The 13,223-nt window shown below is 39.6% G+C and carries 7 protein-coding genes; 6 read left to right on the top strand and 1 reads right to left on the bottom strand.

Annotated features, from left to right (window positions below):
• The first annotated feature begins 642 nt into the window (after nucleotides 1-642).
• From NSP_RS23140 to pstB, 6 genes are all read left to right on the top strand, one after another.
• Complete coding sequence (locus NSP_RS23140; RefSeq protein WP_006194662.1) at nucleotides 643-2,619, top strand: scytonemin biosynthesis sensor histidine kinase; 1,977 nt, start codon at nucleotides 643-645, stop codon at nucleotides 2,617-2,619.
• Nucleotides 2,620-2,681: 62 nt separating this feature from the next.
• Nucleotides 2,682-3,515, top strand: a complete 834-nt coding sequence (locus tag NSP_RS23145; RefSeq protein ID WP_006194663.1) for a response regulator transcription factor — start codon at nucleotides 2,682-2,684, stop codon at nucleotides 3,513-3,515.
• A gap of 899 nt (nucleotides 3,516-4,414) precedes the next feature.
• The gene (pstS, locus tag NSP_RS23150) at nucleotides 4,415-5,581 is read left to right on the top strand and encodes a phosphate ABC transporter substrate-binding protein PstS (protein WP_006194664.1); all 1,167 of its coding nucleotides are present in this window, start codon (nucleotides 4,415-4,417) and stop codon (nucleotides 5,579-5,581) included.
• Nucleotides 5,582-5,797: 216 nt separating this feature from the next.
• A complete protein-coding gene (gene pstC, locus NSP_RS23155; RefSeq protein WP_006194665.1) occupies nucleotides 5,798-6,751 on the top strand; it encodes a phosphate ABC transporter permease subunit PstC in 954 nt (317 codons plus the stop codon).
• Nucleotides 6,752-6,770: 19 nt separating this feature from the next.
• A complete protein-coding gene (gene pstA / locus NSP_RS23160) occupies nucleotides 6,771-7,652 on the top strand; it encodes a phosphate ABC transporter permease PstA (protein WP_006194666.1) in 882 nt (293 codons plus the stop codon).
• 61 nt (nucleotides 7,653-7,713) lie between these two features.
• On the top strand, nucleotides 7,714-8,517 hold the full coding sequence (gene pstB / locus NSP_RS23165) for a phosphate ABC transporter ATP-binding protein PstB (protein ID WP_006194667.1): 804 nt from the start codon (nucleotides 7,714-7,716) through the stop codon (nucleotides 8,515-8,517).
• A 143-nt stretch (nucleotides 8,518-8,660) separates the two neighbouring features.
• Here the strand turns inward: pstB and NSP_RS23170 are convergent, their stop codons facing one another.
• Nucleotides 8,661-13,187: a GAF domain-containing protein gene (locus NSP_RS23170; RefSeq protein ID WP_006194668.1), complete on the bottom strand. Its 4,527-nt coding sequence runs from the start codon at nucleotides 13,185-13,187 to the stop codon at nucleotides 8,661-8,663.
• Between the last annotated feature and the right edge of the window lie 36 nt (nucleotides 13,188-13,223).

The following is a 13,223-nucleotide window of genomic DNA, read 5'->3' on the forward strand; positions in this document are numbered from 1 at the left end:
ACTTAGGAACCCACCATATAGTTAAATCTTTAACAATACATAAGAGGTTAAAAAAAATTACAAACTGAAGATTATGCCCAAAGATTTATTATTTATATGTGGAAAATTAATCTCTATAGACTGTACAAATAAGAGATTTTATGGATTATAATAAATATTAGTTTTCAAATTTGTGGGTAGATCATGATATGGATAATTTGAACGCTATGCAGATCGTTTTAGGTATCGATTATCTTGTAATAATTCAACTTAAATGGTTACATATTTAACCAAATTGAATTATCTATTTTGTGATTTATGCGTTCCAGCATGAGAGTTTAATTCAGATAATATCTCATTTTAAAATGATGTATTAACACCGTAAATTCAAATTATTTTTATCAGCACTCCAGTTGTTAAACTAATAGGGTAAATGCATTTTCCACAGTAATTTTCTCTAGTCCGATAAAAACATTGGCTAAATCCGAAAATTGAACCAAAATAAAGTGTGATTTCCTAAATTTATTTTCTTTATTACTAGTTATTTAAGAATCCAATATATAGATGATTTTAATTAATTCTTTAATAATTTGTGAGCAGGAAATTCAAAATATGTTTATTTAGGGCTATAGTGCTGACTTATGACAAAGAGAGAATAGACTCATGAATTCTAGTGAACATAGGTTATTTTTTCCCAATTCTCAAAGGAAACTACAGCCAGAAATAGATTTAAAACTTGCTTATTTCTTGATAAATCAATCTGTAGATCCGGCTTTTTGTTTAGGAGAAAATCAACAGTTTATTTACGTCAACGATGCTACCTGCAAAATGACTGAGTATTCCCGCGAGGAATTACTTTCTCTCAGGCTACATGATATAGATATAGACTGGTCTCTACATAATTGGTCAGATATCAAATCACAAGATTACTCTACCTTTAAATCTCGCTATCGCGCTAAGGGAGGGCGGATATTTCTGGTAGAAATTGCTATGTTCTATGTAGAAAATCAAGGTCAGAAGTTTGGCTGTGCTGTTGTGCGAGACAAAAGCGATGCCATAATAGAATTGAGTGTACAAACATGGATCGATGAATTAAGGAACGCCAAAAACTATTTTCAACAAGAAGTTTCGCAACTAACTACAAAAGAAGTAGAACTGGGAATATCCCTGTCCATATTTAATTCTACCCTCGAATCTACTGCCGTCGGCATTGTTGCCGTTAACTTTCAGGGAGATATTCTGAGTTTAAATCAGAAGTTTATCGATATGTGGCAAATTCCCGAATCCCTGATATTATCCCATAAATGCCCTCAATTTAAAGCCTTCTTTCAGAATAAACTCAAAGATCCAGAAGCCTTTTCTCGGCTCATTTGCGAAATTTCTAGCCAATGTGATTTCGAGAGTTATTATATTTTGGAGTTGAAGGATGGTAGGACATTTGCACACCAATCTAAACCTCACTATCTGGGTGATAAAATTGTCGGTAGAGTATGGAGTATTTGGGATATTACCCAAACCCAAGAAACAGAAGCAACACTAAGACTGAATGAAGCTAGATTCCGGACTTTAGCAGAAACAACAGAAGCCAACATTTTCCTGCTGCAAAACACACGGCTTTGTTACATAAATCCTGCGGTAGAAAGACTGACTGGCTACAAAAAAGAAGAACTGCTAAATGATTTTGATCTTCGCCGACTCATCAAAAGTAGAGAACACAGACAGGTACGCCACCAAAACGCAGCAGCGAATTTTGAATACCAAGAGATGAATCTTCTGAAAAAAGATGGTACAGAACGCTGGCTAGCTTGCGCGGTTGCAAAACTTGATGGAATGCTGGATTTCGGAGGAAAACCAGTTGAACTAATTACAGGTATTGATATTACAGATTACAAAAATGTCGAATCAGAACTTAACCAAGCTTTAGAACAAGCAAAACAACTCAGCGAACTCAGAGCGCGGTTTCTGGCTATGGTTTGTCATCAATTTCGGACTCCACTAAATATTGTTTCATTCTCCAATAGCTTACTTAAACAACAAGTAGATAAACACACAGAGCAGAAAATACAACCATTACTCGATCATATTGAAAAAGCTATCGAACAAATCAGCCAGATGTTGGATGATACTTTGTTCTTTGCGAAAGCAGAAACAGCCAAAATAAATTTTGAGCCTCAACCGCTTGATTTAGTGAATTTATGTGATATTTTAGTGGCACAAATGCACATGAGCATGAGCCAAAAGCCCATCAATTTTGTCAGTCAATTTTATTGCCTAATGGCCTGTGTTGATCCAAAATTACTAGAGCCTATTTTAAAAAATTTGCTGGAAAATGCTATTAAATATTCTCCCTCTAACATGAGGGTTGATTTCATGCTGGCTTGCGAGAATGGTCAGGTAATTTTCCAGGTAAAAGACAAGGGAATTGGCATTCCCTACAAAGATCAACAACGTTTATTTGAACCATTTTATCGAGGGAGCAATGTTGATAATATACCCGGTACTGGACTAGGGTTATCGATTATCAAAACTCTTGTAGATTTACATGGCGGTCAAGTTTCTGTGGAAAGTGAGGTTGCTGTAGGCACTACCTTTACTGTCATGCTGCCATTAATTAAAGCAGAATCTGTCTTTTCCCAGTGATAAATCTGAGAAATTAAAAATTAATCTTGTCCGTTTTCTGCCACAATTTAGGGTGCTAAAAAATGAAGTATGAATCGGCGAAAAAAATTCTGGTAATTGAAGATGATACTGTTACCCGCAATCTTTATGTAAAAGGTCTTCAGGCGAAAGGTTTTGATACTATAAGTGCTGAAAATGGTCTTGCTGGTATCCAACAAGCACAAGAGCATTTACCTGATTTAGTGGTTTGCGATATTACCATGCCTGATATCGATGGTTATAGTGTTCTCACCATGCTACGCCAAGATCCGGTTACAGCAATTATTCCCTTTATTTTTATCACTGGTAGCTGCACTAGGGGATGTGTTCGCAAAGGTATGGAGTTAGGTGCAGATGACTATGTAACTAAACCTTTTACACTAGACGAATTGCTCAGAGCCATCTCTACCCAGTTGCAAAGACAAGCTATGCTCCAAAACTGGTGTGCTACTAAATTCCAAGAGGCTCAAAAATCATCATCCGCAGATCAAACTTCAGCTTTCAATCAACCGCCATCCATATTTCCCTGTGTTCCCCAATTAAAAAAAGTATTTGACTTTATCGAAGCCCATTATCATGAAGGAATTACGCTGTGTGATGTAGCTGAAGCAGTTGGTTATTCACCTGCTTATTTAACTAATCAAGTCGGAAAGCAGACAGGAGAGACTATCAATAGTTGGATTGTGAAACGCCGGATGCAAGGAGCGCGGTTTTTATTGCAAAATGATCACCAAACGGTGGAGCAAATAGCCAGAGCATTGGGTTATCAAGATGTTTCCCATTTCTCCCGTCAGTTTCGCCAACATCACGGTTTACCTCCCCATGCTTGGCGCAAAGAACATCAGGTTGGGTATTACAAAGTCAAGGTCAGTAGTTAAAGAATTCTCCAGTACAAAAGCTCTCAAATATTGTTTGGGATGATGGAGCAATGTTGAAACTCTCTCGCCACAGCACCACAGCTGGGCGGGATATTTTTGTTGCTTACAGCAATTTTCAGGTATAGCAACCGCCAAGGATGTTAGGACATAAACTGATCACAAAAGTTAGACACCGAAACGTTTTTACCCTACTCCCCACACCCCACACCCCACTCCCCAGCTATAAATGAAACACACAACAGAAGTTAAAACCCTGTAGAAACGTTGCATACAACCTCTTTACACTGTGGTCTAATTAACCGAAAACTGCTGCAACAGTGAACAGTGAAGAGCAAGTCCTAAGTTGACAATTTCATAGACAAAACTATACTTATATTGACAAAAATCAATATATATTTTAGGAAAAAATCAACTACTTGATATATAATACGGTGATATCAAGTATTGAATTGAGACTATTGCCGACGCGAAAACCAAGCAATGATGGTGGTAGTCTTTTTCAGAAACTTAATTGGAACACAATCGCGTCTGGCTAAGGCGTGAAAGTCTACTGAGGGATAACTGCTCCCATGCTCCCGTTGAAGTAGAAAGTAAAGTCTAGTTTTGTCTAGGTTTTATATAGCAGTTATCATTTATGAAGGGGTATGGTGGGGGATTTAGACCTTGCACCAAAGCTTACCACTAATGGGCTTTGGGTTATGAGTTTTCAGTTGTCAGTTAACGCCGAGCTAGTGGGGACATAAAATATGTATAAATTTGATCCACGAAATCAAGTTTCAATTTAACAAAACCAAAAAAGTGAAGTTTTTGACTTTGTTAACCTTTTGTTTACCTTAATATCTATCTCTTAGGGGTATCCTGGTATCGCTCATCTGGAAATTTACCAAAGTTTGACAGCAATGCTATCACGTCTACATATAATCAAAAAGAGTCGCCTAGCGGCTACAGCTTCAGTGTTAGCACTGACATTCGGCTTAGGGGCTTGTGGCACAGAGCAAGTCTCAGAAACTCCCGGTGGTACTGCTACAGATACGACAGCTACAACTCCTGTGAAATTGGATTTGGGCGGCGATGTAGCATTAACTGGTGCGGGCGCGTCTTTTCCAGCACCTTTATTCCAAAGTTGGTTTGCGGATCTTAACAAAAAATATCCTAACCTGCGAGTTAACTATCAGTCAGTGGGTAGTGGCGCGGGAGTTGAGCAATTTACTAGAGGTACTGTAGACTTTGGAGCCAGTGATGTGGCGATGAAGGATGAAGAAATTCAGCAAGTACCACAAGATAAGGGCGTAATTTTGCTCCCAGTGACAGCTGGTGGAATTGTATTGGCTTACAACTTACCTGGTGTTACAGAACTAAACCTGCCAAGAGACCTTTACGTAGATATCATTTTAGGTAAAGTCAAGACTTGGAACGATCCCAGAATGGTTGCAGCTAACCCAGACGCTAACCTTCCCGACCAGCCGATTGCATGGATACATCGTTCTGATGGTAGTGGTACTACAGGTGTGTTTACAAAACACTTGGCTGCTATCAGTCCAGAGTGGAAAGACAAAGTTGGGGAAGGTAAAACTGTAGACTGGCCAGTAGGAGTGGGTGGTAAGGGTAATGAAGGTGTAACTGCCCAAATCAAACAAACTCAGGGTTCTATGGGTTACATTGAGTACGGCTACGCCAAACAACAGAACCTCAGTTATGCTGCTTTGGAAAATAAGGCTGGCAAATTTGTTAAATACAATGACAATTCAGCATCTCAAACTTTAGCAGCAATACAATTGCCAGAAAATCTGCGTGCCTTTGTACCAGATCCTGAAGGAGATGAATCTTACCCGATTGTGAGTTTCAGTTGGATTCTGGCGTACAAAAATTATGCCGATCCAGTAAAAGCCAAGGCAATGGAAGCTACTATTGAGTACGTTTTAACTGAAGGTCAAAAAATCTCTGGGGAATTAGGGTATATTCCCTTACCTCAAGCTGTGGTAGAAAAAGTGGCGGCGGCGGCGGATCAAATCAGTCCCGATTATCAAATATCTGTAAGTGGCAGTGGTTCTAGCGCTAGTAAGTAGTGCTGATAAATTGTCAACAGTAGTGAGTCCAGAGATGGAGTAACCAGAATCAAAAGTTAATCAGCAGATTAACAAGCCTGTCGCTTTATTAACATTCCCAACTAGCAACCCTGATTTCGCCATATCTCAAATTTGCTCTAGTTGATGAAGCGACAATTTTACTAATCTGGTTTACTCTCACATTTTTTTGTGATTTAATTGTTACATTTGGTAGTCATGACTACAAATTCTTCAAGTCTGCAATCAGCAAATATAAAAAGCAGCTCTGAACTCAGAAATTTGCTAGACCGGGGCTTTATTTGGCTGACTCGATTTTTTGCTTTAGCTGTCGCAGCGACTTTATTATGGATTGCGGCACAGGTGACTATTGAAGCCTGGCCAGCTATTCAAAAGTATGGTGTAGGTTTTTTAATCAACAGTGCCTGGAATCCAGTTATTGATGATTATGGGGTGCTACCGCAAATTTATGGAACTATAGTCAGTTCTTTTCTTGGTTTGTTGATAGCTGTACCCATTGGTGTGGGGACGGCTGTGTTATTGAGTGAAAATTTTCTCCCTACCCAAGTGCGGGTGGTAACAGTGTTCTTGGTAGAACTGCTGGCGGCTATTCCCAGTGTTGTCTACGGAATATGGGGAATTTTCGTTTTAATTCCGCTTTTGAACGATGTGGGGAAATGGATTAATTCTTACTTTGGCTGGATACCATTTTTTAGCACGGCTCCTACTGGTCCATCAATGTTTCCGGCGGGAGTGATTTTGGCAATTATGATTGTGCCAATTATCACAGCTATATCTCGTGATGCACTAATTTCTATACCCTCTGGTTTGCGTCAAGCATCTATGGGATTGGGTGCAACTCGTTGGGAAACAATTTTAAAAGTGATTATTCCCGCAGCTTTTTCTGGCATCGTCAGTGCTATTATGCTGGCACTTGGTCGGGCGATGGGAGAAACAATGGCGGTGACAATGTTGATTGGTAATGCCAACAATATTAATATCTCAATTTTTGCTCCAGCTAATACAATTGCTTCTCTACTGGCGAATCAATTTGCGGAAGCTGGTGGTTTACAAATTGCTTCTTTAATGTACGCGGGCTTGGTTTTGTTTTTTATCACGCTTTTTGTGAATATTATGGCAGAGTTGATTGTTCTGCGAGTGAAGCGGATCTAGCCTAGTTGTGGATTTAATTATGACATCGAAATTTCCTGAACGCAGTTTGACCCGCTCTTTTAAATCTCCCCGGACGCTGTTTAATACAGCGATGACAGTGGTAGCATTTATCTGTGGGGTGTTAGTGCTGGTGCCTTTAGTGGCAGTACTAACTTACATTATTATTAAGGGCTTTAGTAGTCTGGAACTTAGTGTATTTACTGAACTACCACCCCCACCCCTGAGAGAGGGAGGAGGTTTTGGTAATGCCATTTTAGGAACTCTAATTATGGTAAGTATTGCAGCATTAATTAGCATTCCTTTTGGTGTTTTAGCTGCTATTTATTTAACAGAGTTTAGTACTGGTAAAATCGCTAGAGTGATACGATTTGCTACTAATGTTTTGAGTGGCGTTCCTTCTATTATTGCTGGGGTGTTTGCTTACGGGATTGTGGTTTTGGGTTTAGTCAGGCTGAATTTAGGCTCATACTCGGCTCTGGGCGGGGGGTTTGCTTTGGCAATTTTGATGTTACCAATTATTGTCAAAACTACTGATGAAGCTTTACAGTTAGTATCGCAAGATTTGCGCCAAGCATCTCTGGGTTTAGGTGCAACTAATTTTCAAACAGTAACACAAATTGTTTTGCCAGCTGCTCTACCCGCAATTGTGACTGGTTCTAGTTTAGCGATCGCTCGCGCCTCTGGCGAAACTGCGCCTTTATTATTTACGGCTTTATTCTCTCAATTCTGGCCTAGTGGCTTACTCAAACCTACTCCCTCCTTGGCTGTTTTAGTTTACAACTTTGCGATTTCGCCTTTTGACAATTGGCAATCACTGGCTTGGGCGGCTTCTTTGGTCTTGGTATTAATGGTTTTGATTACCAGTATCCTGGCTCGTTGGGCAACTCGTCAAAAAGCTTAGTGAAACTGTACCTCAAGTACGGTTCTCGATCGCCAAAATTAACATTACACTAGACGATATTATGGCTACTAAAACTAGTACGGTGAATGACACGGAAACCGTTTTACGAACAGAAAATCTGAACGTTTACTACGGCAAGTTCTTAGCTTTGCAGAATATTTGGCTGAATATCCCGAAAAATCAGGTGACATCCTTTATTGGCCCTTCTGGCTGCGGTAAAAGTACATTGCTGCGATGCTATAACCGTCTGAATGACCTGGTTGATTCGTTTCGAGCCGAAGGGAAAGTTTATTTTTACAATGACAATCTGTATGCACCAAATATTGATCCTGTAGAGGTGCGCCGCAGAATTGGGATGGTATTTCAAAGACCAAACCCGTTTCCTAAATCAATTTATGACAATATTACTTTTGGAGCCAAAATTAACGGCTATAGAGGTAATTTGGATGAATTGGTGGAACGGAGTCTACGACAAGCTGCTTTGTGGGATGAAGTTAAAGATAAACTGCGCCAAAGTGGGGCTTCTTTATCTGGGGGACAACAACAACGCTTGTGTATTGCGAGAGCGATCGCAGTCCAACCGGAAATCATTCTCATGGATGAACCTTGTTCTGCTTTAGACCCTGTTTCTACTTTACGGGTGGAAGAACTAATTCACCAACTGAAAGAGGATTATACGATTGTGATCGTCACCCACAATATGCAACAAGCAGCACGGGTGTCTGATAACACAGCCTTTTTCAATGTGAAAGTTGCAGAAGGTGGTCGGAGTGGTTATCTAGTTGAATACAATTCTACAGAAGCCCTTTTCAATGATCCCCAGCAAGAAGATACCCGAAATTATGTCAGTGGTAGATTTGGCTAAATGAGTGAACAGTGAACGGTGAACAGTGAACAGTGAACAGTTATCAGTGAACAGTTATCAGTTATCAAGGCGTATACTGGGGGACTTAAACTCAATTATGTCTCTTGAGTGTTAACTGATAATTGTTAGCTGATTGTAGAATATTAATCAGCTAAAAGCGCTTGAATTTCCTGAAGAAAACCTTCTAATTCTGACACTAATTCGGTGGTGTTAGCACAGTCATCTTCATGACTCAATTGTTCTAGCCTTTCTGCGGCTTGCTGCATAGATATAGCGCCTACATTAGCGCTTGCACCTTTAAGGTGATGTGCTTCTCGCGCCAGTTGCTGAAAATTACGAGATGCGATCGCAGCTTTGGTTGCTTCTAAATGTAACTGGCTATCTTCAACAAATATTTGTAATAATTCTAATTCAAATTCGCTGTTATTTTCCGAAAGTTGATGTAAATGTTCCCAATCAATTCCTAATTTAATCTCAACATTTGGCTTCAATATTATCTGGCTCCAATGCTCTATTGCTCTGGCTAACTTTTCCTTATTAACTGGTTTACTTAAATAATCATTCATCCCAGCATCTAGACAGATTTGTTGGTCTTCTTTCATAGCATTAGCTGTCATGGCAATTACCACAGGTTGGCGATGAATCCGACGACGAATTTCGCGTGTAGTTTCTAAACCATCTAAAACTGGCATTTGGCAATCCATGAGAATTAAGTCATAGGGTATTCTGTCTAATAGCTGTAAAACTTCTTGGCCATTAGCAGCTACATCAGCTTCATAACCTAAATTTTGCAATTGCTTCAGAGCCACTTTTTGATTCACTAAATTATCTTCTGCTATCAAAATTTTCAACTGGGATTTAGTCAAAGTAGTTTTATTAATAGTTGGTTTCTGAATTTCTGGAGAATTTGGTCGGCTTTCCAATATATTCACGATTGTATCGAGTAGCCGAGATGCTTTCACAGGTTTGACCAAATAACTGACAAATCCTATATTTAGCGCTTTTTGGACTTCCTCTCTTTGATTAGTAGAGGTCAACATAATTAAGGGAATATCCGCAATTAGAGGGTTGGCTTTAATTTGTGTTCCCAATGTTAAACCATCTACTTGAGGCATTTGCATATCAATCAAAGCCAAATCATAGCGCATTCCCGTTTCCGCCGCAGTTTGTAAAGTATTCAGGGCTTGGACAGCACTAGCCGCCTCATCAACCTGCATTCCCCAATGGGTAGCTTGATGATAGATAATTTTACGGTTTGTCGCATTATCATCCACCACTAACAAGCGCCGATGGGTGAGAATTACGCTCTCCTGGATAGAGTGAACAGGCTGAAGCTGCTGAGTAAAAGTTAGCTTAAACCAAAATTGAGATCCTTTTCCTAGCTGACTGTTCACCCCAATTGTTCCCCCCATTAAGCTCACCAACTGCTGAGAAATAGCTAGTCCCAAACCTGTACCACCATACTTGCGAGTAATGGAAGCATCCACTTGGGTAAATGGCTGAAATAGTTTGTTTTGGTCTTCAGAAGAAATACCGATACCTGTATCTGTGACGGAAAAATGAATGGTGACTGTGTTGGGAGTTTGTGATAGCAGTTCGGCTCGGACGACAATTTCTCCTGTGCTGGTGAACTTGATAGCGTTACCAACTAGATTCATCAAAATTTGTCGCAACCGACTAGCATCACCTTGGAGATGAACCGGGACGTTGCGATGAATTAATCCGGCAATTTCTAATTCCTGCTTATGGGCTTGGGGTGCTAATAATTCTAATACTTCTTCTACACAAGTGGATAAGTCAAAATCTAAAGTTTCTAGAAACATTTCTCCAGCTTCTAGTTTTGACAAATCCAAAATTTCATTGATTAAGCATAAAAGCGCATCGCCACTAATCCGAATTGTTTCGGCAAAATCACGCTGTTCTCTATTCAAATTAGTTTCTAATAATAAGCCAGTCATCCCCAAGACAGCATTCATGGGTGTGCGAATTTCATGACTCATATTTGCCAAAAAAGCACTTTTGGCTTGAGAGGCTAATTCTGCTTCTTGGCGGGCAATTTCTAGTTCTTCTCGTTGGAGTTTTTCGCCTTCTAGTAACTTGGCTTGGGCTAAAGCAATACCGACTTGATCAGCAAGCGATCGCAAAAGTTCAATTTCCCAATCATTCCATTGTCGGGGATGATGACATTGGTGGGCTATGAGCAATCCCCAAAGTTTATTTTGCAAGAAAATAGGAATAACAAGATTAGCTTTGACCTGAAAATGTGACAGCAATTCTTTATAACAAGTCTCAATATCAGATTTTTCTATATCATGAATAATGCCTATTTGACCTTGATAGTATTTCTGGAAATAATTATCAGTGAAACAAGGTTCAATAATATTTTGACCCATCACTACAGGTAAATCAGGAATTACAGCTTCTTTCAGCACTGTTAAAGAATGATTGGCTTGCAATTGCGAGATGACTACCCGGTCTGCTTGTAATAGTTTTTGCACTTCTGTAACGCTAGTTTGCAGAATCTCATCGATTTGTAAAGACTCGCGAATTTTTAAAGTGACATCGGCTAATAATTGCGATCGCAAGTTTTGCTGATTTAATTTTTCTTCTGTTTGCTTCCGTTTGATAAACTGACCGACCTGACTACCTATAGACATCATGATTTTCAGCAAATCTGCATCTTGTTGCTGAATTGTCTTGCTGAAGAAAGTCATGACACCTACAGTGATGTTACCACTACGGATGGGAAAACCAAAAGCTGCGTGCAATCCCACTTGAGCCGCAACTTCCATTCTCAGAAAATTCACGTCATCACCTACATCACTGAGCCATATAGGTTGGCCACTAGCCCAGACACGCCCAGGTAATCCCACTGCTGGCGCAAAAATAGTTTGTCTGGTGATGATTTCAAAGTCTTGTAGTTCAGAGGATACTTCATACCAAATGTCGAGACAGCGCAGACCATTTGTTTGCTGATCTAGCATCCAAATTTCCCCCCAATCCCAACCCAAACTCTGGCAGATACCTGATAAGATGCCTTGTGTAGCTTCACCAATAGTTTCAGATGCTGCTAAAGCCTTGGTAGTAGCATATTGAGCCGCCAAATCCTTTTCGGCTCGTTTGCGAGCAGTAATATCAATACCACTAGCAATAATATATTCAACCTTTCCTTGTTCGTCATTCAGGATGGTATTAGACCATGCAATTAATCGGCGATTACCATGCTTCGTTAACCAGTAATGTTCGTAATTTTTAATTTTGTCACCACGAGCTATCTGCTTAAAAGCAGCTTTGATTGGTTCCACGTCTTCTGGAATTAAAAACAATTTCCAAAAAGGTCTATCTCTCACCTCATCAAATGTGTAACCTGTGGTTTGCTCACAAGCTTTATTAAAACGAACAATTCGCCCTTGTAAATCCATAACTACTACTAAAACACTGGCTGTATCTACGATAGCTGAAATAAAATTGCGCTCTTGTTTTAATACTTCCTCAGTCCTGGTTCGCTCAGTGACTTCGCGATAAATCAGATAGTAGATAAAAGCCAGAATCATCAAACACAGAATAATGGCGATCGCCACTGTCACAATACTTTTAAATCTGCTGGTGCTTGCGGCTAAAGACTGTTGCTGAAGTTGTATTTGTTCTTCTTGCTCCATTTCATAGATGATCTCGCGGATATCATCCATGAGATTTTTCCCTTGATTAGTTTTGATTACCTGCAAACTCGCCTCAAATCCCTGGTTTTGCCTTAACTCGATAGTCTGGTTAATTACTGTTAGCCTGGTTGCTATCAAACTTTCTAGGGTGGTAAACTGAGTTTGTTGATTAAGTTGATTTGCTGTTAAGTTTTTTAGTGTTTGAATTGTTCCGTCAATCTGATTAACTGCCAATTTATAAGGTTCTAAATAAGACTGATCACCCGTGATAATATAACCACGCTGCCCAGTTTCAGCATTTATTAGCAATGAAAGTAATTGTTCTTGAAGATTAATTTTTTCTAAGGTTTTTTGCTGTTGATTAATAATGTCTATATAAGTTTTTGTATTCTGATAGGAAACCAAACCAATAAGGAGGAGAATTGCTGATGCTAACCCAAACCCGCCAGCAATCTTTTTGAAGAATTGGAACCGGGCTTTTTTTGATTGTTGACGCTGCTGATTTACGAGTACCAAACTGGCTAAATTGCGTCGCAGTTCCAGTTGCTTAATGACTTGATTACCTAAAATTCGTAAAGCCTCTACTTGTTCAGATGTGAGATTTCGCGGTACTCGATCAATTACACAAAGGGTTCCCAAACTGTATCCTTCAGCATTAGTCAGAGGGACACCCGCATAAAATCGGATATTCGGGTCTGATGTTACTAGTGGGTTATCAGCAAACCGTTTATCAGTTGTGGTATCAGGAACAATAAAAACATCTTTTTGTAAAATCGCATGAGCGCAAAATGCTAGATCACGTGGGGTTTCTGGCGCTTCTAAACCCACTTTAGATTTAAACCATTGGCGGTTGGTATCAACTAAACTAACCAAGGCGATGGGAGTACCGCAAATATACGAAGCTAACCGAGTCAGTTCATCAAAAGACTCTTCAGGTTGGGTATCAAGAATTTTATACTCTAAAAGAGCTTCAACTCTTGCTGCTTCGTCATCGGGTAATGGTGCTTTCATAGGTGTAAATTCCTGCCTATAATCGTTATACGAGGT

Origin of the sequence: Nodularia spumigena CCY9414, from assembly GCF_000340565.2 — a bacterium.
In the GTDB taxonomy this organism is placed as follows: Bacteria; Cyanobacteriota; Cyanobacteriia; order Cyanobacteriales; family Nostocaceae; genus Nodularia; species Nodularia spumigena.

Coding starts and splice junctions, on each gene's coding strand:
- pstC (WP_006194665.1), top strand. CDS start 5,798: ATGACTACAAATTCTTCAAGTCTGCAATCAGCAAATATAAAAAGCAGC.
- pstS (WP_006194664.1), top strand. CDS start 4,415: ATGCTATCACGTCTACATATAATCAAAAAGAGTCGCCTAGCGGCTACA.
- NSP_RS23140 (WP_006194662.1), top strand. CDS start 643: ATGAATTCTAGTGAACATAGGTTATTTTTTCCCAATTCTCAAAGGAAA.
- NSP_RS23170 (WP_006194668.1), bottom strand. CDS start 13,187: ATGAAAGCACCATTACCCGATGACGAAGCAGCAAGAGTTGAAGCTCTT.
- pstB (WP_006194667.1), top strand. CDS start 7,714: ATGGCTACTAAAACTAGTACGGTGAATGACACGGAAACCGTTTTACGA.
- NSP_RS23145 (WP_006194663.1), top strand. CDS start 2,682: ATGAAGTATGAATCGGCGAAAAAAATTCTGGTAATTGAAGATGATACT.
- pstA (WP_006194666.1), top strand. CDS start 6,771: ATGACATCGAAATTTCCTGAACGCAGTTTGACCCGCTCTTTTAAATCT.